Below are 25,794 nucleotides of genomic sequence, written 5' to 3'. Positions count from 1 at the left end.
CCGCCCCCGCCCTTACGCCACCCTGGCCGGCTTCGTCCTGCTGCTGGCCGTTCTCTTCGGCGTCTCCTACGCGGCCGGTTCGGCCGCCGGTCCCGTCGCGCCCGGCCTCCACCGCGTCGGCGGCGCGACCCCGGGCTCCGGCGACGGTTCCGGAGAGGGCTCCGGCGGTGGAAACCACGGGAACATGGGCGGTATGCCCGGGATGGGCCACTGATGAGTACGTCAACGACCACAGGCGCCACCGGTGGCGTCGGCACCCCGGACGCCACCGGCGCCACGGACGCCGCCGTCGTCACCGAGCTGATCGTCGGCGGGATGACCTGCGCCGCGTGCGTGGCCCGCATCGAGAAGAAGCTCGGCCGGCTGGAGGGCGTGAGCGCCACCGTCAACCTGGCCACCTGCCGGGCGCGCGTCAGCCACCCCGCCACCGTGCCGGTGGCGGAGCTGATCGCGGTGGTGGAGGGCGCGGGCTTCACGGCCGCGCTGCCGGAACCGGAGAAGCCCGCGACGGCGACCGGCTCCGAGGCCGAGGCGGCCGGCGAGAACGGCCGGCCGGACGGACCCGCCGTCACCCGCCTCGTCATCACCGCCCTGCTGTCGGTGCCGGTCCTGGTGCTCTCCATGGTCCCCGCCCTCCAGTTCGACAACTGGCAGTGGCTGTGCTTCGTCCTGGCCTCGCCGGTCGCGGTGTGGGGCTCCTGGCCGTTCCACGAGCGGGCGCTGCGCGGGCTGCGGCACGCGGCCGCCACCATGGACACCCTGGTCTCGCTCGGCGTCCTGGCCTCCTACGGCTGGTCCGCGTACGCCCTCTTCCTCGGGGGCGCCGGGCAGCCCGGGATGCGGATGCCGTTCACGCTGGTGCCCTCGATGACGGGGGGTACGGCGGACGTCTACCTGGAAGCGGTCGTCGGCGTACCGCTGTTCGTGCTGACGGGCCGGCTGCTGGAGGCCCGGGCCCGGCGCGGCACGGGCTCGGCGCTGCGCGCGCTGGCGTCGCTCGCGGCGAAGGACGCGGTCGTCCGGGACGCGGACGGCACGGAACGGCGCGTTCCCATCGACCGGTTGCGGGTCGGCGATGTGTTCGTCGTACGTCCCGGGGAGCGCGTGGCCACCGACGGTGTGGTGGTCGCGGGCGGCTCGGCGCTGGACCTGTCGCTGGTGACGGGCGAGAGCGCGCCCGTCGAGGCCGCTCCCGGCACGGCCGTGGTCGGCGGCGCGGTCAACTCCGGCGGACTGCTGGAGGTACGGGCCGAGGCCGTCGGCGCGGACACCCAGCTGGCCCGGATCGCCCGGCTGGTGGAGGAGGCGCAGGCGGGCAAGGCCCGGGTGCAGCGCGTCGCGGACGCGGTCGCGGGCGTCTTCGTCCCGGCGGTGCTGGCCGTCGCCGTCACGGTCCTCGGCTTCTGGCTGGGCGCGGGTGCCGCCCCGCAGGCGGCGGTCACGGCGGCGGTCGCCGTGCTCGTCGTGGCCTGCCCCTGCGCCCTGGGCCTCGCCACCCCCACCGCGCTGCTGGCCGCCACGGGCCGGGGCGCGGGCCTGGGCATCCTGGTCAGCGGCCCGCAGGCGCTGGAGGGGCTGCGCCGGGTGGACACGGTGGTCCTCGACAAGACGGGCACGCTGACGACCGGTTCGATGACGGTCACGGAGGTCACGGGCGACCCGGAGGCCCTACGCCTGGCGGCGGCAGCGGAGTCGGGCTCGGAACACCCGGTGGGGCGCGCGATCCACGCCCACGTGCGTGAGACGACGCCGCAGGACGCGCCCCTGCCGCGGGCGACGGACTTCACGGCGACGGCGGGCGTGGGCGTACGGGCGGTGGTGGAGGGCCGCGTGGTGGAGGTGACACGGCCGGAACAACCGGAACAACCGGAACAACCAGAACTCCCCGCCCCCCTCGCCGACGCTCTCGCCCGCGCCGAGCGAAACGGCCACACCGCCGTCCTCGCCCGCGTGGACGGCGAGCCCCGAGCCGTGATCGCCCTCGGCGACACCGTCCGCGCCGGCAGCTACCGCGCCGTCGACCACCTCAAGCGCCTCGGCCTGCGCCCCGTGCTGGCCACGGGCGACGGCGCGGCGGCCGCCCACGCCGTGGCGGACGAACTGGGCATCACCGAGGTCCACTCCCGCGCCACCCCCGAGGACAAGGCGGAGCTCGTCCGCACGCTGCGCGAGCGCGGCCACCGGGTCGCGGTCATCGGCGACGGGGTCAACGACACCGCCGCACTGGCCGGCGCCGACCTCGGCATCGCCATGGGCGGCGGCACGGACGCCGCCATCGGCGCGGCAGACGTGACGCTCGTCCGCGAGGACATGGGCGCGCTGGCCGACGCCGTCCGGCTGGCCCGCCGCACGTCCGTGACCGTGCGCTCCAACCTCCTCTGGGCCTTCGGCTACAACATGATCACCGTGCCCCTCGCCGCGGTCGGGCTGCTCAGCCCGATGGTCGCGGCGGCGGCGATGTCCGCCAGCTCGCTGCTGGTCGTGGGCAACAGCCTGCGGCTGCGCGGCTGGCAGCCGCGCCCCGGGCGCACCACCGCGAACAAGGCGAACCAGGTGAACAAGCGGAGGACGCTCCGATGAACGACACGAAGGACTCCCTGCTCCGCACCGCGCGGGCGGCCCTCGTCCCGGTCGCGGCCTGCGCCGTGGCCCTCGGCGGGCTGACCGCCTGGACGGCCTCCGGCGCGGCGGGCCGACCCGCCTCGGTGACGGTGGAGGACGGCCGGGTCTTCCAGCCCTTCGGCATCGAGAGCACGGCGGCGATGTTCCGTCTGCGCAACACGGGCGACGCGGACGACGAGCTCATCGGCGTCGACGTTCCCACAGCGGGCGGCGCGATGCTGAGCCGGACGGTGGTGAAGAACGGCGCGGGCAAGATGAAGATGATCGCGTCTACGACCGTCCCCGCCCGCGGCACGGTGGAGATGTCCCCGCACGAGCTGGACATCATGGTCTACCGGCCGCCCCTGGTGCGCGTCGGCGAGCGGCTCCCGTTCGTCCTCCGGTTCCGGAAGAGCGGCGTCGTACGGGTGGACGCGGTGGTCGTCCGCCCCGGCAACAGGCCGCTCACCCAGCACTGAACGGCACTGAGAACGAGTGAGGGGCTACGGCGCCACCCGGCACCGTAGCCCCTCGCTCCGTCAGTCGATCACCCGGCGAGCGCCGGAACCCGCTCCGGCGGCGCCGGAACCCGTATCGCCGCCGTCCCCCGCTCGGCCGCGTCCAGCTGCACGATCAGCGCCTCCCGCGCCCGCGCCACGCGCGAGCGGACGGTACCGACCGGGCAGCCCGCGACGACCGCGGCCTCCGCGTAGGGCAGGCCGAGCAGCTGGGTCAGGACGAACGCCTCGCGGCGCTCGCACGGCAGCCGGTCGAGGAGCTGCGAGAGGGCGACGCCCTCGTCGAAGCCGGGCAGCTCCGCGGACTGGGTGCGCTCCGCCGCCGACTGCCAGTCGTCCGTGTCGGACAGCCGGGGCCGCGCCGACTGGAAGCGGATCCGGTCCACGACCGTGCGGCGGGCGATGGACAGCAGCCAGGTACGGGCCGACGAACGGCCCTCGAAGCGCGGCAGCGAGCGCAGAGCGCGCAGGAACGTCTCCTGGACGAGGTCGTCGGCGCCCTGCGGGTCGTTGCTGAGCCGTGCCACGTACCGGCGGACGTCGGTCTGTGTGGCGCGGATGAATCGTTCCACCGCGTCGGCGTCGCCGCCGCGCGCCGCCAGTGCCCAGGCGGTCACGGTCTCGTCGTCACGCACGGCGGCCCCCGGTGCTCGCGGCCGGCCCCGTGCCGGGGACGATGGCGGGGTGCACTGCAGTGACATTCGTACCGCTATATCCGCCCGTGCCGACGGCGAGGAACTGCCGCCGGAGGTGTCCGGCGCGGCGCTCGACGCGCATCTTCCGGTCTGTGCCGAGTGCCGTGACTGGGGTGAACGGGTACGCCGGCTCAAGGTGCTCACGGCGGGTCCGGGGCTCGTGTGACGGGTGCGTCCCGTACGAGCGGCCCGCCGGTGTGAGGGCAGGGGTCATCGCCCTGGGTCCTTCCTGGAATCCGGGCGCCCGGACGCATGGCGTGGCGTCGCTCGTGATGACGAGGACGGCCGCCGTGGACGGGCGGGCCCGGTGAGGTGATTCGGCCAGGTCGGTCACCGTCACGAGCCCGGAAGCGGGTCAGGGGGACCCGGAAGGAGAGGAAGGGGCTCAGGCGACGGCGACGACGTGTCCGGGCGGACCGCGCGTGGCGAGGACATGGGCGTAGAGCAGCTGGCGCAGCCGCTGTGCGGCGCGTCCGAAACCGGCCCGCACGCGGGGCGGCCGGGGCCGCGCCGGTACGTCGTGGAAGAGGAGGACCAGCGGGCCGCGCAGCCGCGTGGCGATGGTCCGGCCGAGCCGGAAGGCGGCCTGTTCGCCGCCGGAGAGCCAGATGCCGCAGATGAGGGCGACGAGGACGTGGGCGGACCACATGCCGAGGGCGCCGTGGCCCGCGTGCATGGACATGCCCATCCCATCCATGCCGCCCATGCCGCCCATGCCGTGCCCCATGGACGACATGCCCCCGTGATCCATGGGCATGGACGCGGACTCGGACGCGGTGAAACCACCGCAGACGAGATCGGACGCGGTCGCCGACCCGCCGCCCCCGGCCGCCGTGTCCGCCGCGCGGGTGGCGACGCTCTGGGCGACCGCGAAGAAGGAGTGCAGCCCGGTCTGCGCGCCCACCGTGGCGAGCGTGATCAGCAGGGGACCGCGTTCACGGCCGGCCAGGAACCAGGCGCAGCCGCCCGTCGTCGTGAGGGCGACGGCTATCGCCCACCACGGGACGGTGGTGCCGGACATCACGGCGTGGCCCAGGGCCGCGAGCAGCACACAGACCGCTGCGAACACTCCGGCTCGCAGCGCGCGCGGGACCTGTCCGGTCTGCTGCCCTGCTCTCATGACGGAGACATCGTTGCACCCGCCCCGCGCGAGCCGATAGCGGGGGGCGCGCTGACGCCCGTACGACCCCCCGCTCGGGCGTAGAGCGGCGCTGCAGGCCCCCTGAGCGCGGGACCGGCGGCGCCCTCGTTCGGAGCGGGCCCTCAGAAGAAGTAGGCGCCGTCCACCGTTCCGTCAGTGTTGTGGCTGGCGATGAACTCGCCTTCGCCCTGAGCGGGGTTGGTGTTGGCGAAATCGACGGCGTCCGTCCAAGTGGAGAAACCGGTGACTGCGTGCCACACAGCGCCCGGCTGCGCTGCGGCACGGGCTTCCTTGAGGGCACGGGCTTCGTCGACGGACAAGGTCATGGAGACGGCTCCCTTCCGGAGGAACCGAGGAGCGACCGCGATTCATTACGGATTACACCCATAGCATAACTAAGCGTTGTTTGCCGGTCGGTGCCTTCGCGCGCAGCGGACACGGCGTGTGGTGGTTCGGTGTGGCGTGTGCGCGCCGATCGGGCGCCCCTTCCCGCGTGCGTGCTCCGTGACACGCTCAGCCCGGGCGCGCGAAACGCCGGGCCGCCACCGCGAGGGCCGCTGCCGCAAGCGCGGCGGTGATGGCGAGCTCCGCCACGACCGGCAGCTGTGGCACAGTGGCCGGCCCGGAGCCCACGATCACGCGGCGCAGCGGGTCGACCGCGTAGGTCAGCGGGTTCGCCAGACAGGCCAGGGCCAGCCACCTCGGCAGGCCGGACAGCGGGAACATCGCCCCGGAGAGGAAGAGCATCGGCGCGAGGGCGAAGCCCAGGACTGCCTGGAAGGTCTGTATGCGGGTGATGCAGACGGCGGCGACGGCGCCGAGGGCGGTCAGGGACAGAGCCGTGAGGAAGAGTTCGGCGATCGAAGCGGCGATCAGGGCGGGATCGTAGGAGACGTGGGCCGTCCAGGCCAGGGGCAGGACGAGGGCGCCCTGACAGGTGGCCACGGTCGCCCCGCCCGCGCACCGGCCCAGCAGCAGAGTGCTCCGCCGCACCGGTGCCACAAGCATCTCGCGCAGGAAGCCGGTCTCCCGGTCCCAGACGATGGAGGCTCCCGCGCCGATGGCGGGCGTCTGCACGGTCATGACGAGGACGCCGGGGAAGAGATAGGCGCGGTAGGCGGCGGAATCCGCGCCGGCGAAGGAGCCCAGCCCCGTACCGAGCACCAGCAGGAAGAGCAGCGGCTGCAGGAGGCCGAGGGCCACGCGGCCCCGGTTGCGCAGGAAGTGGATCATCTCGCGCTGCCAGACGACGCGGGCGGCGCGCAGCTCGCCGGTCAGGGCCGCCGTCATCGCGCGGTCTCCGCGTCATGGATCGTACGGCCCGTGCAGTGCAGGAAGACGTCGTCGAGGCTGGGCCGGGTGACGGCGACCGAGAGCAGGGGGACGCCGAGGTTCGCGCACAGGACGGGGACGAAGGCGGCGCCGTCGGGAACCCGGGCCCACAGCCCGTCCGGTCCGGCGGTGGCGTCGTCCAGGCCGAAGCGTTCCCGGAGTGCGGCCAGGGCGGCGCGGTCGTCGGCGGTGCGTAGCTGGACCCGATCGGTGCCGATGGCGGCCTTGAGGGCCGCCGGCGTGCCCTCGGTGACGATGCGGCCGTCGTCAATGATGGCGATGCGGTCGCAGTGTTCAGCCTCGTCGAGGTAGTGGGTGGTCAGGAAGAGGGTGATCTCGTGCTCTCTCCGTACTTGGTGCAGATGCGCCCACAGCCGGGCGCGGCTCTGCGGGTCGAGGCCGAGCGTCGGCTCGTCCAGGAACAGCACCTGGGGTGTGTGCAGCAGGCCCCGGGCGATTTCGAGCCGGCGTTTCATGCCGCCGGAGAAGGTGCGGACGAGGCTGTCCCGGCGGTCGGCCAGGCCCACGAGGTCGAGCATCCTGTCGATCCCCGCGCGCGTGGCGCGCCTGGGCAGCCCGTAGAGCTCGGCGTGGAAGCGCAGGTTCTCGGCGGCTGTCAGATCGCCGTCGACGGTGAGGTCCTGGAAGACCAACCCGATGCGGCGGCGTACGGCGTGGGGATCGGCGGTCACGTCGGCGCCGCCGACGCGGGCGCGGCCTCCGGTGGGGCGGGCGAGCGTGCACAGCATCGCCATGGTGGTGGACTTGCCGGCGCCGTTGGGGCCGAGGAAGCCGAAGGTCTCGCCGGGGCGGACCATCAGGTCCACGCCGCGGACGGCCTCCACGCCACCGGAGTAGGTCTTCCGGAGACCCCGCGCGAGGATCGCGGCCCGGTCGCCGGTCATGGGCGCGCGCGACGGGACCGGCCCGGGACACGGCGGGGCTGGTTCGGGACGGTCATCATGCGGCGGTAGTAGTCCGCGGACCCGTACGGCTCGCCGATCGGCTGCCCGTCGACCTCGACCCAGGCGTGGGCGCGGAACGGAGCGGTGCGTACTCCCGTGCACCAGTCGGGCCACACACCGCGCATGCGGCACAACAGGACAGTGGCGACGGAGCGCTGGAGACAGCCCTCCCCGGCACAACGGGTGCTGACGGCGACGACCTCCTGGCGGGCGGCGAGGGCCTGCGCGGCGGTGGCGGGGGCGGCTCCGCGGCGGATCACCAGGAGCGCCCGGCGGATGCGGCCGGGCGGGAGGAGGACGAGCAGCCGGGCGACGGCGGTGGCCAGGAGGACGGGCGGCCACCGGTGGAGGGGCAGGGCTTCCCGGGCGGTGGCCGGGATCATCGGCTGGCTCATGTCCGCACCGCCAGGCGGGCGTCGAGCAACGCGGTGAGGAGGGAGGTCACGTCCTGTGCCGTCCGCTCGGCGGTGAGCCGCGGGTGGCGCTCGCCGAGGCGGCGCGCGGTGTCCTGTGGGGTGGCACCGTCCAGCAGGGTGCGCAGGATGAAGGCGGCTGTGTCGTTCAGCTGCCAGTAGCGGCCAGTGGCTTCGTCGAGCAGCACCATTCCGTCGTCGGTGTCCGCGGCGGAGACGCCGGGGCGTAGGGCGAGGGTCATGGCGGGCCTCCGGGGGGTGCGCCGGGGACGGGCAGGGAGCGGAGCCAGACCTCACAAGCCAGGGTGGGTTCCAGATGGCGCAGCGCTTCCGGTGTGGCGTGCAGGCCGAGCAGGGTCGCGCGGACGGCGGCAGCGTCCACCAGGCCCGCGCGGGCCAGCCGGGAGTCCTCGAACAGCCGCAGCAGTTCGGCGCGGTTGTGCCGCAGTCCGGCGTAGAAGTCGCCAGTGAAATCGCCCTTGGTGGAACGTCCGAGGAGGGACTCGGGCGCCGTGCCGCGCATCGCCATGGCGAGGACCGGCTTGTACCGGCGAGGCGCGTTGCGTTCCGGCACCCGTACGGACAGGGCGGCCTCGACGACGCCGTCGTCGAAGTAGGGCGCGGCGTGCTCCAGCCCCATGGCGGCGGTCACCTGGTGCAGTTGGCGGGCGCCGCGGGCCCCTGCCCGTACGTAGGCGAGTGTCGTGTGCTGGCCCCGCTGCGGGGCCAGGGGTTCCGCGTCCTCGGCGGCGTCGCGGAGCATGCCGCGCACCTCTCGGGCCGCGTCCGGTGTCGCCCACGGGGGCAGGTGCGGATCCGAGCCCCAGGCGAGGGACGGGGGGATACCGTCACGCTGTGGTGGAAACGTACGGGTGATGACTTCCGCCGAGCCGGCCACCCACTGGCGGTATGTGCTGCGGTCGGCCAGGCCGCGGAGCATGGGCAGCAGCGGCCAGCGGTGAAGGGAGGACTGTCCGCGGATGCGGGCGAGGGCGGCCAGCGGCCGGGCGCGGAAGTAGTCGTACAGATGCGGGGGAAACGCGGTGAACAGCTCGTCACCACCGATACCGGTCAGGTGCAGACGTGATCCCCTGCCGATCAGCAAGGCGACGATCCGCTCGAGTCCGGCGATGTCACGTACCCATCCGCCGGGCTCGTCGGTCGGGATCGCGAAGCCGGTCAGTCCCCCGAGCCACAGTGGCAGCCGGGAGCGGTCGGTGCGTACGTGTTCTGCGGTGGGCAGTTCGGCGGCGGCGCGCGCGGCCCAGGCGGTGTCGTCGTTCCCCGGGTCGAGGCCCTCCCAGTGCAGGGTGACGAGGGGCGCCCCGCTCCGGGCCGTCAGGAAGCACAGGCTGGTGGAGTCCATTCCTCCGGAGAGGTCCGAGCTCACCGTGCCGCCACCGGCCGTACAGGCCGCCACCGCCGCGAGCAGGGCCCGGCGCACCTCCCGGGCTCCCTCGGCCGCCGGCAGCGCGGGTTCCGGGGGCGTCCACCATCTCCGGGTACGGGCGCGCCCGTCCGGCTCGACGATCAGGCAGTCCCAGGGGGGCACCTCCCGGACTCCACGCCATAGGCATCGGTCGCCGAGTGGGTACGGAGGGGCCGTGGAGAGCAGGAAGGGTGCCAGGAGCCGTTCGTCCACGCCCGCCCCGGTCAGCGACGCGAGCCTGTCGGCGCGGCTGGCCGCCACCGTCACACCACCGACCCGCGCGTGGAAGACCCGGCGCAGGCCGGACGCACTGCCGCGCACCCTCACCCGGCCCGCGACCGAGGCCACCACATGGAAGCTGCCCGCGAGGCCCTGGACCGCCCGCTCCACGTCGGAGACGTCCTCGATCCGTCTCGCCGTCGCGAGCAGCGCACCGGCGGTGACCGGGCATCGCCCGATCACCGCCAGCCGTACCGCCCCCGCGTCGGCCACCGTCACCTGACCGTCCGGCCAGCTGCCCAGCAGCCACGGACGTCCGGAACCATGGTCGATCGATTCGGACGTCCAGGGGCGCAGTACCCGCGCTGCGGCGAGGCCTGCTTCACCGTCGGGAAGAACCGCGAACCACGCCTCGCCAGACATGGGTGTCAGCCCTACGCGGAGGTCTAGTAGTAGTAGTAGCCGTTACCGTCCCAGTAGGTGCAGCAGAGGTACGGGCCCCGCGTCAGCTCGGCGAACTCGCCGACCTCGACCATCATGGGCGCTTCGTAGAGGTCGTAGGTTTCCATGGAAGATCCTCTTTCCGTGCCGATATCTTTACCGATTTCAGTGCGGAATTCGCACTGCGAATCGGAAATGCCCGGCCGCCAACGCACCACACCGATCGACGAGGATTTCCACTCGCAAGGATGAAAAGAGGTACGAGGTTCTTTGCAGATAATCGTGAATCCCGCCCGAACTCATCGCCCCTGAAGGAGAGCACCGGCCCAGTGGCGACGGCGGTGAGGGGGTGGGCGCGGGGCCGGCTCGTACGCCCGTGGCGTCCGCCCCATACCGTCCGCCCGGCGATATGGGGCGGCGGGCCGCCAGGCTCGGGGGGAATGACCGGCGGCGCCGGTCCCGTCGCGCCAGTGGGACTCGCGTTCTCGAGTCAACCGCGCGGACGGCCCGGGCGGGAGCGTGTGCGAGGGGGTGGGCGCGGGTGCGCCGCGCACACCCCGTGTGAAATGCGGGCCTCCGCCGGCGCGGCGTCCCGCGTTACCGGCCCCCAGCCGGAGTCCCTGCGCCGGGCTTGTCGCGCTCGGGCAGCCAGGCGGCACTGCTCTTGTCCCCGAAACGGCTGCCGATCGCGCCCTTGATCACGGAGAGCGCGGCGGGGAGCGCGGCGATTGCCGCGGCCTTGAGCGCGGAGATGCTGGTGAGGTCGAATCCGTCGGCGATGATGATGCCGAGGAAGGTGGTCACATAGGCGGCGAGGGTTCGCTCGGCTATGTCGAGAAGTACCTTACGGTCCACTGTGTTTCCGTTCCGGGAGTTCCTGATGTCCGTGCGGAGGTGGTGACGGGTGCCAGCGTCACCACTGTGACGTGTCCACCGCAACTCTCCGCTGTCCGTGTCCTACCCACCGGCCGGTGGCGGCAGCCCTCCTCTCCGGCGTTCGACAAGCCTCCGCGCGGCGGTATGGTCACGGAGGCGGCCGACCTCCGGGAGGGTCCACGTGGTCAACCCCTGGCTGGCGATGGCGTCCGGCGCCGACCCCGCCGAGCGGAGCCGGGCGATGGGTGGCGCGCACTCGGCGTTCGTCTCGGACGGGGTGGTGAGCCCCCGGGTCCGCGCGGTCGTCGCGGATTCGTGGCGGCGCTCGGCGGCCGTGCTGCCCGGGCCGGATTTCATGGCTCCGGTGGAGCTGACCGACGACGAGCTGGAACGCTACCGGCGCGCGCACCCGCTGGCGCGCGTGATGCCGCTCCTGCGCGACCTGCTCGGTTCCATCGCGGACGACGGCGCCCATCTGCTCGCGGTCTGCGACGCGGCGGGCCGGATGCTGTGGGTGGAGGGGCACGCGGGGGTGCGCAGGGGCGCCGAGCGGATGAACTTCGTACCGGGCGCCCGCTGGGACGAGCGGCACGCCGGCACCAACGCCCCGGGCACGGCCCTCGCCCTGGACCACGCCGTGCAGATCTTCGCCACCGAGCACTACAACCGCCTGGTCCAGCCGTGGACGTGCGCCGCGGCCCCCATCCACGACCCGGCCACCGGACGGCTGCTGGGCGCGGTGGACATCACCGGCGGCCACCACCTGGCCGGCCCGCACAGCCTGGCCCTCGTCCAGGCGACGGCCCGGGCGGCGGAGGCCCAGCTGGCGACGGGGCCCACCGACGGACACCCCACACTCTCCGTCCTGGGCCGGGACGAGGCCCTGCTGGTGATGGACGGGCACCGATTACGCCTGAGCAGACGCCACAGCGAGATCCTGGCCCTGCTGGCGGCCCACCCGGCGGGCCTGACGGGCGATCAACTCGCCCTGTCCCTCTACGGAGATCGCCCCGTACCGCCGGTGACCCTGCGCGCGGAGCTGTCCCGGCTGCGGCGGCTGGTGGGCGGGCTGCTGCACTCGCGCCCGTACCGGCTGAGCGTCCCGGTGGAGACGGACGCGGCGGACGTGGAACGGGAGCTGGCGGCGGGCGACTTGTGCGCCGCGCTACGGACTTACGCGGGCCCGTTGCTCCCCCTGTCCGAGGCACCGGGGATACAGCGGCTGCGCCGCCTCCTGGAGGACAGACTGCGCAGGGCGGTACTGGGCGGCGACGACGCGGGGGCGCTCCAGCTGTGGGCGGACAGCCCGTGGGGCGAGGAGGACCTGGAGGCGTGGGAGCGCCTGCTGGCGGCGCTCCCCGGGGACGCGGCGCACCGGGGCCGGGTGGCGGCGCGGGCGGGACGGCTACGGGCAACGTTCGCGCAACGTGCCGGGGGCTAGCGTCGCGTGACGCGCAGAACGTGCACGCAAGGCGCACGTCGAACCATCACCCCGGACCGCACGACGAACCCACCCACCCGAAGGGCCATCATGACCCGCTACGCCAATCCCGGTTCCCCGGACGCGATCGTCACCTACCGCTCGCGGTACGACCACTGGATCGGCGGCGAGTACGTACCGCCCAAGCAGGGCGGGTACTTCGAGAACCCGTCCCCGGTCGACGGACGCCCCTTCACTGAGATCGCGCGGGGCACTGCCGAGGACGTCGAACGCGCCCTGGACGCCGCCCACGCCGCGGCCCCGGCATGGGGCCGCACCTCCCCCGCGGAACGCGCCCTCATCCTGAACCGCATGGCCGACCGCATGGAGCGGAACCTCGAGATCCTGGCCGTGGCCGAGTCCTGGGACAACGGAAAACCGATCCGCGAGACGCTGGCCGCCGACATCCCCCTGGCGATCGACCACTTCCGCTACTTCGCGGGCGCGATAAGGGCCCAGGAGGGCAGCCTCTCCGAAATCGACGAGGACTCCGTCGCCTACCACTTCCACGAGCCGCTGGGCGTGGTCGCCCAGATCATCCCCTGGAACTTCCCCCTCCTGATGGCCGCCTGGAAGCTGGCCCCGGCACTGGCGGCGGGCAACGCGGTCGTCCTCAAGCCGGCGGAGCAGACCCCGGCCTCGATCCACGTCTGGCTGGACCTGGTGGCGGACCTGCTCCCGCCGGGGGTGATCAACATAGTCAACGGCTTCGGAGTGGAAGCGGGCAAACCCCTGGCCTCCAGCCCCAGGGTCGCCAAAATCGCCTTCACCGGCGAAACGACAACAGGCCGCCTGATCATGCAGTACGCCTCGGAGAACCTGAAGCCGGTCACCCTCGAACTGGGCGGCAAGAGCCCGAACATCTTCTTCGACGACGTCTCCGCGACGGACGACGACTTCCTCGACAAGGCCCTCGAAGGCTTCACGATGTTCGCCCTCAACCAGGGCGAGGTCTGCACCTGCCCCTCCCGCGCCCTCATCCAGCGCGGCCACTACGCCACGTTCCTGGAAGCCGCCAAGGCCCGCACCGAGGCCATCGTCCCCGGCCACCCCCTGGACACCGACACCATGATCGGCGCCCAGGCCTCCAACGACCAGCTCGAGAAGATCCTCTCCTACCTCGACATCGGCAAACAGGAAGGCGCCCGCATCCTGACAGGCGGCGCCCGAGCCGACCTGGACGGCGAACTCGCGGGCGGCTACTACGTCCAGCCCACCATCCTCGAGGGCCACAACCGCATGCGCGTCTTCCAGGAGGAAATCTTCGGCCCGGTAGTCGCCGTCACATCCTTCACCGACTTCGACGACGCCATGTCCCTCGCCAACGACACCCTCTACGGCCTAGGCGCCGGCGTCTGGACCCGCAACGGCACCACCGCCTACCGCGCCGGCCGCGCCATCCAGGCCGGCCGCGTCTGGACCAACTGCTACCACACCTACCCGGCCCACGCCGCCTTCGGCGGCTACAAGCAGTCGGGCATAGGGAGGGAGGGCCACCGGATGATGCTGGAGCACTACCAGCAGACCAAAAACTTGCTCGTCTCGTACTCCCCGAAGAAGCTGGGCTTCTTCTAAACCACTTGAGGTGGGCTCTGAGCTGGGGAGTCACCGACAGGCGCCACCGCTCTTCAATGTGCGGGTGGTCGGACTGCGTTCCCGCCGCCCGCTCATGCGGTCCGTTCAGTCCTCCAGCACCCGCCAGCGCCCGTCGACCCGCTCCACGATCACCGTGCTCCCGGGCAGCCGCCTTCCGCCTGTCCCATGGAGGTGGTCACGCGCGGGTGCAGCAGTCGGCACGCCTCGTTCATGTCGCCGTCGGCGAGTGCGTCGATGTAGGCGATGACCAGTTTGCGGGCGCCCTTCTCGCCCGGCTGGGCGGCGTGGTCCTGAAACCACCACAGGTACGCGCCTCCGGTGACGGCCGACGCGAGCAGCGCGGCGGATGCCACCAGTGTCGACAGCCGGCGTCGGCGTGACGACCACAGCCAGACGCCCAGATGGTGTGCGGCCCGGGCCAACCGCTGCCCGGCCGTCCGTGTCGCCTGTCCGACAGGGGGAGACCCCAGCTGATCCGGCACGCTCTTCCGCTCCTCTTGGCCTGGCCATTGGCCCCGGCTGCAAACAGCGACTCCGGCGCCGGCTCCGGTGTGGTGCTGCGCTTCATCCGGGTATTCGGGGCCGCCATGGCCGCCGACCCGTTGGCCGGGGTGAGCCAGTACATGCGCTCCACGCGCTCGGTGTCGAGGAAGAAGACGCCCCAGCGGCTGTCGGCGAGTTGTACGGCTGAGGGGTCGGTGGCGGCTTCCCGGACCAGACCATGGCCCAGTTACCGAAGGAGCAGTCAGGGCACTGGGCGGAGTACCGGATGCAGCCCTTGTCGTCACGGACGAGGACGCCGAGCGTCTTATCCTTGTTGACGACGGCCACGGGCGAGCCTTCGGTCTTCACGCCCGGGATCGATGCCCCGTCACCGAAGAAGCCGTTGAGGACCTTGCCGCCGACGGTGCGGGAGGACTCCGTCGCGGTCCGGATCTCGCCGTCCTTGTTCCGGGCGAAGGCCACCGGACAGTATCAATGACATCGGTGACAAGTACGGATGCCACTCCTGCGGAGTCAAGAAGTCTGGTTACAAGACGGGGACTTGGGTGAAGGATCACCAGCCCGTTTCCACCTTCATCAACAAGGACGTACCACAGATCTTGCTCCCGCAGTGCACGGGGATATCGACGAGGTGGAGATCTCGGTAGGTCACGAAGGCGACTTGCTTGAGGGCGTCCGCGTGTACGAAGGGTTGCTCAGCTGCCCGAACGGCGAGGTAGAAGTTGCGGACCTCGCAGGTGAGGACTTCTGCCGAAAATTCTCTGTGCAACCTGGAGTCGTACGGCTCGAGGTCGCCATGGATGACCCGGAGGAGACCCAAAAGCTCTTCTTGAGGTTCACTCAGGGGTGACCTCTTCATCTGCAGCCCCGGTGTCCGGGGTTCCGAGCACCGGGGCTGCTCTTTGCTGCTACGCAGGCTGCCATCCTGCTTCAAGCCGTGAGGCCATCGGCACCCTGCAATAGAAGAAAGAGCGACGGCCCACAACACTGGTGAGTGCGCCCATGACAATGAACAAGCAGCAAGGAAACTGCTGGCGTCCACACCAACCGGCGAGCCTTCCGGCCTTCGCCGAGCGACTTGCCGTCGGGAATGTCGTGCGCATAGCGCACAGCGGCCAGCCTGAAGCTCCCCGGCTGGACGAATTCCTGGAGCGCAGTGGCCATTCCACGCTGCGGGTCATCGTTTTCGGCGCCGAAGAAGAACTTCGCGGGATCTGGGATTGTGAGGAGGCGGCGATCTCGGCGGCCCACCATGGGCAGCTTTGAGCTGTAGCCGTCTGGCCGAATAACCCTTGGGGCTCCGCCTGATCCATCAGGCAGAGCCCCATTGAAGTGCCCCTTCGATATGGCGCAATCTGTTGAGTGGCGTTGCCCTGATGCAGATTTTTGTTGGGGATTTACCATCCTGCATGATCGAATGATGCAGTAGAAGTCACCAGGCGAAGGGTTCCCGAACGCAAGCGCCCATGTTTCTTTTTCCGCAGCTGCTCTGAGGGTGCGTCATTTTTACAGGATTACACGAGCGAGCTTTGGTGTGCGATTTGGATCGCCTTACCTTGGAGGATTCCCCATGGTGGGATGGTTTATTTACGGGTTCATGTGGCTGTCAGTCTTCGGCGGGCTGATCCTCCCCTTCGGGCTTCGCCCATTGCTGACAGGCCGCCGCCTGCGCACTGTCGGTGTGAAGGTGAAGGCAGAGTGCACGGGCAGGTACTGGTCGGAGGACCGAGTCTCGGAGCATTTTGCGTTTCGGACCAGAGGAGGGCGGCGTGTGCTGTACAGGTCCCCTCTGCGCGGCAGTCGCGTGGCCGGCAATGGCGAAATGGTGGATCTTGTCTATGATCCGCGGAACCCCAAGCGAGCCCGGACCGAGCGCGAGCTCGCGAGGAAGTCCGAGGCCTGGCGGAACCTTTGGGGCGGCATCGGGCTGCTGGTCGCCATGCATGTCTTCTTCCTCAAGATCTTCATCTGAAGAGTCAGAAACGCACGGACAGAACAACGCGATGCAGGGCACCCTGCGGGGAGCTCCCGCGCCGCGGGGTTTCGTCGCGTCACAGGCTCTCACAGGTGCCCAACCGACTGTGCGGTCTCCCCGAGGAGGCCCTGCCCCGACCTTGCGGCGTAGCGGGCGGCGTCCGCGGCGCGGTGGACCACGGCGAAGTCCAGGCCACCGGCAGGGGTGTAGCCGAAGCCGAGTTCTGCGCGTCGGCATTCCTTCAGGCACTCGGCGACCAGGTTCCGGTCGTGTGCTGAGAGGCGTTCGATCACCCAGGCGCGTTCCGGCGTCCACAGCCCCTGCTCGCGCATCCACCGGTCCTGGGCACGCTCCCCGGCGACGCACATCGCGATGCAGTGCTCGTACGGGACGGAAAACTTGCCGCCGGCCTTCACCCAGGCGGCGGCTCCCTCTCCCGGGGTCTTGCCGAGGTCGTCGCAGATGTAGATCTCGCCCAGGGGCATGCCGGAGGCGAAGTACAGCATGGAAGTACTCGTCACCGGTCCGCGCTGCCCACCGGGAGACCCGAACCCAGCGGCATCGTCCTCAACTCGCCCCTGCAATCGCCGTATCCGTATCCGTATCCATGGCCGATTCACGCTTCACCTCCGTTGACTCCGGCGTCCGGAAGAGATTGGCTTTCCCCGTATCAGCCACACGCATATGCGCGGGTTCACAAGGGGGAACTCTTGCGTCACCTCAGACACGCCGCCGTGGTGGCGGTACTCCTGGGCATGTGTGCCACGGCCCTGCCGACGGCGGCCGGAGCGGACGAACGGCGCCCGCGCACCGAGCAGGTGAGCACCACCGCGAACGGCACTCCGGCGAACGCCTATGTGGAGGGCGGCAGTATCAGCGCCGACGGCCGCTATGTCACCTTCACCTCCCGGGCGTCCAACCTCGTGCCCGGCGCCACCGACAACCACGAGAAGGTCTTCGTCAAAGACCTGCGGACCGGCGGGATCGAACTGATCAGCACCACCGTCGACGGCAGACCGGCCACCGACGATTCGTCGTCGAACAGCATCAGCGGGGACGGCCGCTATGTCGTCTTCTCGTCGTATGCGACCGACCTGACCGACGAAAGACGCACAGGCGCCCGCAAGTCCGACGTCTTTGTGCGCGACCGTCGGACGGGCCGGACCGAGATCCTCGTCAAGAGCGCGGACACCTCGGACTTCGCCTACAGTCTGACCGGGGAGATCAGCGACGACGGCCGCTACGTCGCCTTCGTATCCAACCGGAAGGATCTGGTCCAGGACGGCGACAGCAGGACCGACGTCTATCTCCGGGACCGCCTGCAGAAGACCACCCGGCGGGTGAGCGTGAAGAGTGACGGCAGCCGGACGCCGTGGGGTACCTTCCTCTCGCCGACGATCAGCGCGGACGGCAGCAAGGTCGGGTTCAGGACCAACGCCGACCTCACCGACACGCCGACCGCACGGCCGAAGGCCGGCATCGGCCGCGACCCGTACCGCGACTTCTATGTGCACGACATGCGCACCGGACGTACGCAGCCCGCCGCCCACACCCTCGACGGCACTCCCGTGCGAGCCTCCTGGCCCAGCTTCAGCCCCGACGGCCGCTACCTGCTCTTCTCGGCCGACGAGCCGAACATGGTGGAAGGCGACACCCACAACGTGACCGACGCCTACGCCGAGGACCTGGCCACCGGCGAAACCCGGCGCGTCAGCACCGGCCAGGACGGCGAACTGGCCGACGCCGGCTCGTACAGCGGCGCCCTCATGAGCGCCGATCACCGCAAGGTCTTCTTCAGCTCACGGGCCACCAACCTCGTGCCGGACGACACCAACCACTCCGACGACGTCTTCGTACGGGACCTCGGAACCGACACCGTCGAACGCGTCAGCCTCGACGACGATGGGGCCCAAAGGCCCGACATCACGCTCCTGCGGGGGATCGACCGAAGCGGGGACAGCGTGCTCTTCAGCGGTCAGTCGGCCCTGCCCACCCCGGGCAATCCCTACCCCGTGACCGGTCTCTTCGTACGCCACCTCTCATGAACCTGAGAACCGCTCCGGTCCGGCCGAAGGCGACTCAGGGGCATATTCCTTGACAATGGGCGTCATCAACGCCGTTCAGGTCTGCGTCGGCGTATTCATCCTCCTCGTCATGCCCAGAGCCTTCCGCCAGGCGTTCCTTCCGTTCCGGCTGGTCAAGGTCGCGCTCCTGGCCGCCTTGATCACGGCGAATCTCTGGACGGCTCATGCCCGGGGGCCGGCGTGGTTCGTCGTCGCGCTCTACGCCGACCTGGGGGTGAGCGGTGTTTTCACGGCTGTCTCCTGGTTCGGTGGGAGGTTCAGAGCCCGTTCCGTCGAACCGCTGCGGCTCAGTCACTTCATCCAGCAGTCCGCACGCTTCGACGGGCCTCAGTGGATAGGGCTGATGGCCGCGTTCACCGGGACACTCTTCGTCACCGTCGAACAGCCCAGGATTCAGCGGCTCATCCTCACGCTGGCCGGTGCCGCGTGCCCGCTCTGTTTCGTCGAGGACCAGCTGCGGCGCATTCTCGGAGACGATACGCCGGTGGTCGCCGAATACCGTGCGCATCTGCGCGCGGGCAGCAATCGGCACATAGCGCTATGGCGCCCGTCGGCCTCCGCCGCCTGGGAGGTGAAGATGCTGACGAGGGACACCTACAAGGAACCCCTGCGCGCCCTGGCGTGTCCGGTTCACGGTCCGCTGACGATTCCCTCACGGTGACCGGCCGGCCAAGGGACCTCGTCCGGCTCCTATTTCAGGCCCGCCACGTGCCGCGCCCATGCCTTCATCTGCCGGGTCTCCCTCAGCAGGGAAACCCCGATGGCCGGGTTGTCGGCGGCTGCCCGCTCAGCCAGACCTTCCGCTTCCGTGAGAGCCGCCAACGCGCCCGCCGCGTCCGGAACCCCCGCCATTCTCGCTTCGGCCAACATGCCGAGCATCAGCACGAGTTCGACGCCGACGACCACCGGGTTGGTCCCCATGGCGGCCCGGAGCGCGGCGGCCCCCTCCTCAAGGGCGGCCCGCGCCTCCCTGTGGCGCCCCAGCTCCTTCAGACGGCTGCCGAGAGTGCCGAGAGCGATGCCGAGGTCGACTTGGTGCACGGGCTCCGTCCGGGCCAGCTCGCGAAAGAGACGGACCGATTCCTCCGCCGCCTCCAAGCCGCCCCGCGTATCCTCGGCACGCTGCACTCCGAGGCTGCCGAGGGCGCGGGCCAGCTCCGGCCGGAAGAGGAGGGGGTTGGCCTCCACCAGCCCGCGGAGCAGGCCCACGGCCTCCTCCGTGGCCCGGGCCGCCTGCGGGAAGTCGCCCAGGGCCGCCCTGCGGCGTCCGAGGTTGTTGAGGCAGGCGGCCAGGACGGGCGCATGGGCCGCGGGGTCCGCCGCGGCCAGCCCCCGTAGTATGTCCACGGCCTCTTCCGCCGTCCGCAGCGCCTCCTTGTTCCGGGCTAGCCGCCCCAGCAGCACACCGTGATCGGTGAGGGCGGTGGCCAGACGGGGGCCGTGGCGTCCGGGATCGGCCGGGATCAGTTTCCGGTAGAGCCTGACGGACTCCCGCGAGGGCTCCAGCGCCTCCCGGTACCGCCCGAGAGCCCAGAGCGCCGTGGTGAGACTGTTGAGCGCACCGGCGAGCGCCTCTGTGGCACCCGCCGAGAACACCGGGTCGTCCTGGGAGCGCCGGACGACCTCGATGGCCTCCTGGGAGGCGGCCAGGGCCTCTTCCCCAAGCCCGAGTCGCGCGAGGGCGTGGCTGAGGTTCACCAGCGACAAGGCGAGCTGACAGGCGAAGACCGCTCTCTGACTGTACTGGTGGAGCTCCCGTATTCCCTCCCGCACACGCCCCCTGCGCAGGAAGAGGGAGAGGGTCGCCCCGACCTGTCGCAGACGGCCCGCGCCGGGCGGCGACAACACCCCATCGGGTTCGACGGGACGGGCTTCCATCAACTGCCGGTAGAGACCGGCGGCCTTCCGGTTCGCCTCGGCGCTCTCCTGGAACAGCCCGGCGGCCAGAAGGCGCGCCCCGAGGCCGTACCAGCGAAGTGCCCGTTGCGCCGGGTCTTCCGTCCGCTTCAACTGCCGCTCGGTGAGGCTCCGGGTCACCGCGGCGCTGCCGACGGCCAGATCCGCGGTCCCTTGCTCGGGGAGGTGGGCGGCGACGGCTTCGAGGACGTCGATCCCGATGTCGGGTACGGCGGCCAGGTCCGACAGCGCCGCGCTGCCCGCGACGACGGCGAGCTCCGGCTCGTCGAGGAGGACCGGGAACAGGGTCGAGGGGCCGACGTGGGGCCACCGTCCCGCCGCCGCGGCGAGGAAGGAGACGGCACGCGGGGTCCAGGCAGGTGGTGTGCCGCCGTCCGAGCGGAGCAGTCGCACGGCCGTGGCGGGGGCCCACGGCTGTGCCGGGTAGTCCGCCGGGTGCCCGGGGAGAGTGAGGGCGAGGAAGTCCTCGGCGAGCCGGTCCGGGGCGAGGGGTTCCAGGACGGTCGCTCCCGAGGGGTCCGACGGCGGGTAGCAGACCGCGTGGTCGGCGACGATCTGCTCCGGCGAGGAGTCCGGGCCCGGCCCGAGGGACTCGACGACGGCCGTACCGTCCGGCCGGCTCAGCGCTCCGGTCAGGGCGGCGGTGAAGACCGTCCGGTTCATCACGGCCGGCGGGGTGCGGTAGGTGTGTGCGGCGGGGTCGAGTTCATGGGTCCCGTCGCCGTGGAGGCGGGCCCAGTGCGCTTGCTCGCGGTCCAGGAGGTAGACCGTCAGACCGGCCATGTCGTGCGGAGCACGGCGCCCGGTGCGGTGGGCGTCGACGGCGACGAGTGCGGCCATGTGGAGGGTGAGGGTCAGGCCGTAGTCGGGGTGCTCCAGGGGGTCGGGCGGGGCGATGGCGGCGGGGTCGTCGATGCCGTAGCGGGCGGCGAATCCGGTGCGCGCCGCCTCGAACATCTCGGCACGCTGCCCCGAACCGTCCGGTAGGGGTTCGAGCAACTGGCTGGAGGTGTGGGGCTGGTGGCGGGCCAGTTCGGCCCGGAGCGCCGGCCAGGGGTCGGACGTACGGGCCAGCAGCAGCACTCTGGCCGGGCAGTCCGGCCGGTGGAGCAGAGCATTGCTCAAGAGTGCCGTGAGGTGGGTCAGCGGCCAGCGGTCGGCGTAGTCGACGATCAGGAGCACTCCCGTGCACCCGTCCGTGCGCAGGTCCTGGCTCTCCCCCGGCACCAGGACGGAGCCGGGCCCGTGTGTGGCGGTGACGGCCTTCCACCCGGCCTCGGCCGACTGTCCGGCGAAGCGGTCCGCGAGCCGGGTCTTGCCCTGGCCGCCCGGAGCGTGCAGCCATCGCACAGCCAGCCTGGGCCCGTCGTCCCGCCATCGCGCCAGCTGCCGGAGTTCGTCCGCACGGCCGGTGAAGCCGACCACGGCGAAGCGGGCGTTGAGCATCCGGCTGGGCAGTTCCGCCAGCCAGTCCGGGTCGGCCTCGGCCACCCGGCGGTGGTTCTCCAGCACGTACAGAGGCGTACCGTCACCGAAGACATGGAGGTCGGCACCGATCACCCCGTAGGCGAAGCCCGAGCCGACCGTGAAGTTCTGCTCGATCCGGACGCGTCCGTCCGTGCCACCGGGTACAAACGGGCCGACCGGTCCCACCGGGCCGGTGCGCCCGGGATCGGCCGACGCGTTCACGGCGCGTCGACGGCACCGTGCCCGTCATCGGCGTCCGGGCGGCCCGGCGGCCGTCCGGAGCCGTCCCCGTGCAGGATGACGTTGCCGTGAATGACCGCGTTGACCCTGCTGTTGCCCCCGGCATCGATGTTCTGGACCGAGGTCTGCGCCGTCCGGGGCAGCCCGTCCCGGATGTCCTGGACGAGGGATCTCAACTCGGCCTCGGCGTCCGGGTGCTCCCGCAGCAGCGTCACCAGCTGGAACTGCCACAGGGGGATCAGGCTCTGGCGGGCCTGTTCGGGTTCGGCGGCCTGAACCACCAGATGCGCACCGGAGTCCAGCAGCGCCTCGATGTCCGCCGTCTGCTGTCGTTCCCGGCCGGTCCGCCGGAACAGCCGGACGAGCCCCGCCCGGGCCGTCTGCCAGGTGTCGGTGGCCATGGCCGTCACGACGGATGCCGCCCCTGCCGCAGCCAGGCCCGATATCTCCTCCAGCACGGTCCCCTCCATGCTCGCTCCCCACCGCACGCGGCTCCTCGGGGTCAGTCTGCACACGGCAGGCCGGTTCTGTCGCGGGTTTCGCCGGAGCCGGCATGAACCATCCCGGCCCCCAGCGGGCCGGGAAACCTTTGGGCAAGACCGCCTCACCAGCCGACAGCCCTGCACGCCACCGGGACACAAGGCGACGCCCTGGCCGACCGGCAGCCCACTCGCACCCCCGCCACCAGCACAAACGACCGGCCGGGCCACTGACCAAGCGGACCGCAAAGCGGCAATCTCTGAGGAATGGGGGTAAACAACACCACGCGAACCGTCGCCTGTCCCGAATGCGGTTGGCCCCAGCAACTCCGACGAACCCCAGGAGACCGCTGGATCCTCCTCGAATTTGAACCACTCCCCAGCGCTGAAGTCCCTCAAGGGCAACGCTGGCTGGTGACACCAGGCGGATGGGCCAGCACCGGACCCGAGGGCGAACCTCTCCCCGGCGGCTACTGCTACATCGCCCACCACCACGTCTGTAGCCGCCGTACCTACACGAACGACATGCCCGACATCTACGCCGTCACCTGGAGCCGCAACCGGGCCCGCGACGGACTGCCCATCGAGGGCATCGCCTCAGAACCCTGACCTGACAGCCGGGCGACTCACTGTCACCTGGCCCCGGCTCACCCGACGCCGAGCCCCGCCCGCGCTGTCGCCGGCCGCACCAGCACCCACCCCGTCCAGCCGGTCACCGGCAGCCGTCTGTGCCTCGTCTCGTTCGGGCGAGCGATTGCTGCGTGACCGTGCATGCGGGGTGGCGTTCATCGGCTACGCGAAAGGTCATCACGTGTGGCCGCTGGATCTGGTGTGCTCCGGGAATCGGCATTCTCGGTAGCGTGACCATCTGCTGCATGGGGTGCCCACGCGTTCGGCTGGTCCGCGCGGGGGCTTTCGACGGAGAGTGATGAGGCTGCAATGAGTGAACTGACGAAGCCCGAGGTCGACGTTCCGAAGGGTGACGCTCCTACCGAGCTGACCATCCGGGATCTGGTCGTCGGGGACGGGGTTGAGGTGGAGCCGGGCATGGTGGTCAGGGTCCACTATGTCGGGGTGACCTTCGAGTCCGGGAAGGAGTTCGACGCCTCCTGGGACCGGGGACAGCCGTTCAAGTTCGCCCTGGGCAGTGGCAGGGTCATCAAGGGCTGGGACCGGGGGGTGAGGGGGATGAAGGTCGGCGGTCGGCGCGAGATCATCGTTCCCCCGCGGCTCGGCTACGGCAAGCAGTCGCCCTCGCCGTTGATCCCGCCGGGCTCGACCCTGGTCTTCGTGGTGGACTTGCTTGACTCGTATTCCAGCACAGCCGGGTGGAGCAACGCCTAGCGCTGCGCCGTCTACCGGGATTGACGGACGGCGGGTGTGCGGAGCGGGCGCCGGTACGGCCGTAATGGCGCGACCGGTCGGCACACCCGCCGTCGCCGAGCACCGCACACGCCAAGATCCGGGCCATTACAGCCTGTCCCTCAGTCGATCCGTCTGCCCCGCAGGAGGATCCACAGAGCCCATGACTGCAGAAGCCCGCCAAGGACCAGAAGGGCGATAAAGGCGCTCCCTTCGGCCGGGACGGGCTGGAGCAGAACGGATACGGGCAGGGTCACCACGACCAGCCAGACGCCGGCCAGGCTTCCCGGACCTAGGATGCCGGCGATCACCACGAAGACCGTCACCGCCATCACCAGCGCCGCGTAGCCTCCCGCGATTTTCAGGGCGGTCCTGCCCTTGCTGTAGTGATCTGCCGTCCTGTTCAGGACCATGCTTTACGCCTTCCGTCCTTGCCGTTCCGCCGTTCCGCCGTTCCGCCCTTCGGCCCGTGCGGTGCGGTTCATGCGCCGTTGTTCGGGTCGCCCGCTCGTACTCCTTGCCGGTAGATCCATGCGTCGGAGTAGCAGGCCCAGCGCACCCACTTCGAATAGGCCGGGCAGGTGTGGTCCTTCAGCGTCGTGTAGAAGACGTCGTCGACCGCGACTTTCTTGTTGTAGGGCAGCAGTTTGGTGGCGATGACTCCGTAGCCGTAGTCGTGCATGTCGCAGGCGGTCCGGAAGTCGAAGCCGTCCGGGCGGTCCGGTGCCCAGGTGCAGTGGTCGTAGGAGATGCCGACGACGGCCTTGCCGGTCGGGGTGGTCTTCCAGCCGGGGTTGCGCAGCCCGTAGTGGCGTACGGGATCGGCCCAGCATCCCGCCTTTCCCCACATCCAGTCCACCGCCTCGGGGCAGCCGGGTGTCAGGGTGCCGGGCCGGCCGGTCCGCTCCACGGTGGGGGTGCTGCCGACGGACGGGTAGTGCAGCCTCCACGCCCCGTACCGCGGTGTGGAGATCGCGATGATGCGGCCGGCGCCGTCGTAGGCGTAGGTGCTCTGCTGCCCGGTACGGGGATCCGTGGCGGTCACGAGCTGTCCGTCGCTGTCGTACTGGTAGTCCGCGACGGGGATCGGCCGGCTCCGGTCGTCGGAGGCGTAGGTGATGGTCTCGACGTACCCCTTGAAACGGCCGGGGCTCCCGGCACGAGCGGTCGTGGCATCGCTGTAGTGGATCTCCACATGCCGCTCCCCCGGCTTGTCCGTGCCGCCCGGGGTTCCCTCGGTCAGGCGGCTCACGCGGCCCTGGTCGTCGTAGGTCACCCGGTCCATGCCCGTCCTGGCCGTGCCGAAGCCGGTCACGCGCCACAGTCCGCCGACTTGCTCCCAGACGAACGTGGCGCCGGTCCGGAGGGTTCTCTCAGTGATCTTCCGCGGGGCCCTGTCGGCTTCGGAACCGTCGTCGGCCCGGTAGACGGCTCCCGTGCGCAGCCGGTAGTGGTGCTGCTCGCCATTGGGGGCGGTGACGCGGATCTCCTGCGCCTGTTCGTCCTCCGTGAGGGAGAAGGCCGTCATGCCGCCGAGGAACTCCGCCTGCCACCCACGGCCGAAGACCTCCGCGTCGTCGCGTCCCGGAGCGAGTGGTGAGGCGGAGGGGTTCGCTGCCACGTGCCGGCGAGAGAGGGAGAGTTCGGGTACGTCGGTGGCGCTGATCACGTAGCCGCCCAGTTCCCGGTCCGGTCTGCCCGGGCCGGTGTCGTCACCGGTGCCCGCATGTGCCGGTGTGGGGAAGGCCAGCAGCGCGGCCACGAACGTGCCCACGCATGCCACGATCCTGGAGCTGGTGAGGCGGTTCGACGGACGGTTCGACGGACGAGGCGAACGGGGCGAACGGAGCGCCTGCATGAATGGCTCCTCCTGGGAGGGGAGTTCTGCCCGTGCAATGCCTGAACCCGCCTCACGGTAGAGAGCGCACCGGCCTTCGCCGATTCATCTCGATGTCAAACAACCCCAAGGAGTAATGGTCTTCAAGACAGTTGAACTGTTGTCAGAGGGATACTCGACCGGGGCCCTGACAACAGTTCAACTGTCTTGAAGACCATTACTC

At 70.8% G+C, this 25,794-nt stretch carries 29 protein-coding genes; 12 read left to right on the top strand and 17 right to left on the bottom strand.

Features of this window, described 5'->3' with window-relative positions; all coding sequences use genetic code 11:
* The 3 genes from K6I33_RS09630 to K6I33_RS09620 form a co-directional block, all read left to right on the top strand.
* Positions 1-214: hypothetical protein (locus K6I33_RS09630; RefSeq protein ID WP_374283929.1), on the top strand; the 214-nt coding region annotated here is incomplete at its 5' end.
* Positions 214-2,580 (top strand): cation-translocating P-type ATPase, encoded by a 2,367-nt coding sequence (locus K6I33_RS09625; RefSeq protein WP_275126669.1) that lies wholly within the window; start codon positions 214-216, stop codon positions 2,578-2,580. The genes K6I33_RS09630 and K6I33_RS09625, both read left to right, overlap by 1 nt.
* A complete protein-coding gene (locus K6I33_RS09620; protein WP_229349888.1) occupies positions 2,577-3,080 on the top strand; it encodes a copper chaperone PCu(A)C in 504 nt (167 codons plus the stop codon). Before K6I33_RS09625 ends, K6I33_RS09620 begins: the two co-directional genes overlap by 4 nt.
* Before the next feature lie 68 nt (positions 3,081-3,148).
* Here the strand turns inward: K6I33_RS09620 and K6I33_RS09615 are convergent, their stop codons facing one another.
* Positions 3,149-3,754 carry a sigma-70 family RNA polymerase sigma factor gene (locus tag K6I33_RS09615; protein ID WP_229349886.1) on the bottom strand — a complete coding sequence of 202 codons (606 nt, stop codon included), beginning with the start codon at positions 3,752-3,754 and terminating at the stop codon, positions 3,149-3,151.
* Between K6I33_RS09615 and K6I33_RS36280 the strand changes: the two genes are divergently transcribed.
* The gene (locus K6I33_RS36280; RefSeq protein WP_229349884.1) at positions 3,678-3,980 is read left to right on the top strand and encodes a zf-HC2 domain-containing protein; all 303 of its coding nucleotides are present in this window, start codon (positions 3,678-3,680) and stop codon (positions 3,978-3,980) included. The two genes, K6I33_RS09615 and K6I33_RS36280, sit on opposite strands and share 77 nt — an antisense overlap.
* A gap of 219 nt (positions 3,981-4,199) precedes the next feature.
* Here K6I33_RS36280 and K6I33_RS09605 read toward each other — a convergent pair whose 3' ends face one another.
* The 9 genes from K6I33_RS09605 to K6I33_RS09565 all read right to left on the bottom strand — a co-directional run bounded on the left by K6I33_RS09605 (position 4,200) and on the right by K6I33_RS09565 (position 10,609).
* The gene (locus tag K6I33_RS09605) at positions 4,200-4,934 is read right to left on the bottom strand and encodes a hypothetical protein (protein ID WP_229349883.1); all 735 of its coding nucleotides are present in this window, start codon (positions 4,932-4,934) and stop codon (positions 4,200-4,202) included.
* Positions 4,935-5,077: 143 nt separating this feature from the next.
* A complete protein-coding gene (locus K6I33_RS09600) occupies positions 5,078-5,281 on the bottom strand; it encodes a hypothetical protein (protein ID WP_229349881.1) in 204 nt (67 codons plus the stop codon).
* A gap of 187 nt (positions 5,282-5,468) precedes the next feature.
* On the bottom strand, positions 5,469-6,245 hold the full coding sequence (locus K6I33_RS09595; RefSeq protein WP_229349879.1) for an ABC transporter permease: 777 nt from the start codon (positions 6,243-6,245) through the stop codon (positions 5,469-5,471).
* Positions 6,242-7,192 carry an ABC transporter ATP-binding protein gene (locus K6I33_RS09590; RefSeq protein ID WP_229349876.1) on the bottom strand — a complete coding sequence of 317 codons (951 nt, stop codon included), beginning with the start codon at positions 7,190-7,192 and terminating at the stop codon, positions 6,242-6,244. Before K6I33_RS09590 ends, K6I33_RS09595 begins: the two co-directional genes overlap by 4 nt.
* Positions 7,189-7,647 carry a lasso peptide biosynthesis B2 protein gene (locus K6I33_RS09585; RefSeq protein WP_229349874.1) on the bottom strand — a complete coding sequence of 153 codons (459 nt, stop codon included), beginning with the start codon at positions 7,645-7,647 and terminating at the stop codon, positions 7,189-7,191. The genes K6I33_RS09590 and K6I33_RS09585 overlap by 4 nt, the downstream gene beginning before the upstream one ends.
* Positions 7,644-7,907, bottom strand: a complete 264-nt coding sequence (locus tag K6I33_RS09580; RefSeq protein WP_229349871.1) for a lasso peptide biosynthesis PqqD family chaperone — start codon at positions 7,905-7,907, stop codon at positions 7,644-7,646. The genes K6I33_RS09585 and K6I33_RS09580 overlap by 4 nt, the downstream gene beginning before the upstream one ends.
* Positions 7,904-9,736: an asparagine synthase-related protein gene (locus K6I33_RS09575; RefSeq protein ID WP_229349869.1), complete on the bottom strand. Its 1,833-nt coding sequence runs from the start codon at positions 9,734-9,736 to the stop codon at positions 7,904-7,906. Before K6I33_RS09575 ends, K6I33_RS09580 begins: the two co-directional genes overlap by 4 nt.
* Positions 9,737-9,759: 23 nt before the next feature.
* Positions 9,760-9,882, bottom strand: coding sequence for a lasso RiPP family leader peptide-containing protein (locus K6I33_RS09570; protein WP_229349868.1), 123 nt, complete (start codon positions 9,880-9,882; stop codon positions 9,760-9,762).
* Positions 9,883-10,351: 469 nt separating this feature from the next.
* Positions 10,352-10,609, bottom strand: coding sequence for a holin (locus tag K6I33_RS09565; protein ID WP_229349866.1), 258 nt, complete (start codon positions 10,607-10,609; stop codon positions 10,352-10,354).
* Positions 10,610-10,811: 202 nt separating this feature from the next.
* Between K6I33_RS09565 and K6I33_RS09560 the strand changes: the two genes are divergently transcribed.
* A complete protein-coding gene (locus tag K6I33_RS09560) occupies positions 10,812-12,071 on the top strand; it encodes a GAF domain-containing protein (RefSeq protein WP_229349864.1) in 1,260 nt (419 codons plus the stop codon).
* Positions 12,072-12,161: 90 nt separating this feature from the next.
* Positions 12,162-13,685, top strand: a complete 1,524-nt coding sequence (gene adh / locus K6I33_RS09555) for an aldehyde dehydrogenase (protein ID WP_229349862.1) — start codon at positions 12,162-12,164, stop codon at positions 13,683-13,685.
* Between the two features lie 149 nt (positions 13,686-13,834).
* On the opposite strand, the gene K6I33_RS09550 is transcribed toward adh, so the two are convergent.
* Together K6I33_RS09550 and K6I33_RS09545 are read right to left on the bottom strand one after the other, a co-directional pair.
* Positions 13,835-14,188, bottom strand: a complete 354-nt coding sequence (locus K6I33_RS09550; RefSeq protein WP_229349860.1) for a hypothetical protein — start codon at positions 14,186-14,188, stop codon at positions 13,835-13,837.
* A 575-nt stretch (positions 14,189-14,763) separates the two neighbouring features.
* A complete protein-coding gene (locus K6I33_RS09545; RefSeq protein WP_229349857.1) occupies positions 14,764-15,144 on the bottom strand; it encodes a hypothetical protein in 381 nt (126 codons plus the stop codon).
* Positions 15,145-15,212: 68 nt separating this feature from the next.
* Here K6I33_RS09545 and K6I33_RS09540 point away from each other — a divergent pair, with 68 nt between their 5' ends.
* Both K6I33_RS09540 and K6I33_RS09535 read left to right on the top strand, forming a co-directional pair.
* Entirely contained in the window at positions 15,213-15,476 is a 264-nt protein-coding gene (locus tag K6I33_RS09540; RefSeq protein ID WP_229349855.1) for a DUF4265 domain-containing protein, read from the top strand.
* Between the two features lie 304 nt (positions 15,477-15,780).
* Positions 15,781-16,182 carry a DUF3592 domain-containing protein gene (locus K6I33_RS09535; protein WP_229349853.1) on the top strand — a complete coding sequence of 134 codons (402 nt, stop codon included), beginning with the start codon at positions 15,781-15,783 and terminating at the stop codon, positions 16,180-16,182.
* An 89-nt stretch (positions 16,183-16,271) separates the two neighbouring features.
* Here K6I33_RS09535 and K6I33_RS09530 read toward each other — a convergent pair whose 3' ends face one another.
* Positions 16,272-16,706 carry a hypothetical protein gene (locus tag K6I33_RS09530; protein WP_229349851.1) on the bottom strand — a complete coding sequence of 145 codons (435 nt, stop codon included), beginning with the start codon at positions 16,704-16,706 and terminating at the stop codon, positions 16,272-16,274.
* A gap of 189 nt (positions 16,707-16,895) precedes the next feature.
* On the opposite strand from K6I33_RS09530, the gene K6I33_RS09525 reads away from it, so the two are divergent.
* Entirely contained in the window at positions 16,896-18,230 is a 1,335-nt protein-coding gene (locus tag K6I33_RS09525; RefSeq protein ID WP_229349849.1) for a hypothetical protein, read from the top strand.
* A gap of 55 nt (positions 18,231-18,285) precedes the next feature.
* Positions 18,286-18,930, top strand: a complete 645-nt coding sequence (locus tag K6I33_RS09520; RefSeq protein ID WP_229349847.1) for a hypothetical protein — start codon at positions 18,286-18,288, stop codon at positions 18,928-18,930.
* 29 nt (positions 18,931-18,959) lie between these two features.
* Here the strand turns inward: K6I33_RS09520 and K6I33_RS36275 are convergent, their stop codons facing one another.
* Positions 18,960-21,875 carry a tetratricopeptide repeat protein gene (locus K6I33_RS36275; protein WP_229349845.1) on the bottom strand — a complete coding sequence of 972 codons (2,916 nt, stop codon included), beginning with the start codon at positions 21,873-21,875 and terminating at the stop codon, positions 18,960-18,962.
* Positions 21,872-22,363 (bottom strand): hypothetical protein, encoded by a 492-nt coding sequence (locus K6I33_RS09510; RefSeq protein ID WP_229349843.1) that lies wholly within the window; start codon positions 22,361-22,363, stop codon positions 21,872-21,874. Before K6I33_RS09510 ends, K6I33_RS36275 begins: the two co-directional genes overlap by 4 nt.
* 276 nt (positions 22,364-22,639) lie before the next feature.
* On the opposite strand from K6I33_RS09510, the gene K6I33_RS09505 reads away from it, so the two are divergent.
* Complete coding sequence (locus K6I33_RS09505; protein ID WP_229349840.1) at positions 22,640-22,981, top strand: DUF6083 domain-containing protein; 342 nt, start codon at positions 22,640-22,642, stop codon at positions 22,979-22,981.
* A 330-nt stretch (positions 22,982-23,311) separates the two neighbouring features.
* Complete coding sequence (locus tag K6I33_RS09500; protein WP_275126667.1) at positions 23,312-23,716, top strand: FKBP-type peptidyl-prolyl cis-trans isomerase; 405 nt, start codon at positions 23,312-23,314, stop codon at positions 23,714-23,716.
* Positions 23,717-23,856: 140 nt separating this feature from the next.
* On the opposite strand, the gene K6I33_RS09495 is transcribed toward K6I33_RS09500, so the two are convergent.
* Together K6I33_RS09495 and K6I33_RS36270 are read right to left on the bottom strand one after the other, a co-directional pair.
* On the bottom strand, positions 23,857-24,147 hold the full coding sequence (locus tag K6I33_RS09495) for an SCO4225 family membrane protein (RefSeq protein ID WP_229349838.1): 291 nt from the start codon (positions 24,145-24,147) through the stop codon (positions 23,857-23,859).
* Positions 24,148-24,215: 68 nt separating this feature from the next.
* Positions 24,216-25,508, bottom strand: a complete 1,293-nt coding sequence (locus tag K6I33_RS36270) for a phospholipase A2 (protein WP_229349836.1) — start codon at positions 25,506-25,508, stop codon at positions 24,216-24,218.
* Positions 25,509-25,794 lie beyond the last annotated feature (286 nt).

It is taken from the genome of Streptomyces sp. UNOB3_S3 (assembly GCF_020740895.1).
Lineage (GTDB): Bacteria > Actinomycetota > Actinomycetes > Streptomycetales > Streptomycetaceae > Streptomyces.
This window is presented reverse-complemented; position numbering and strand designations above follow the sequence as displayed.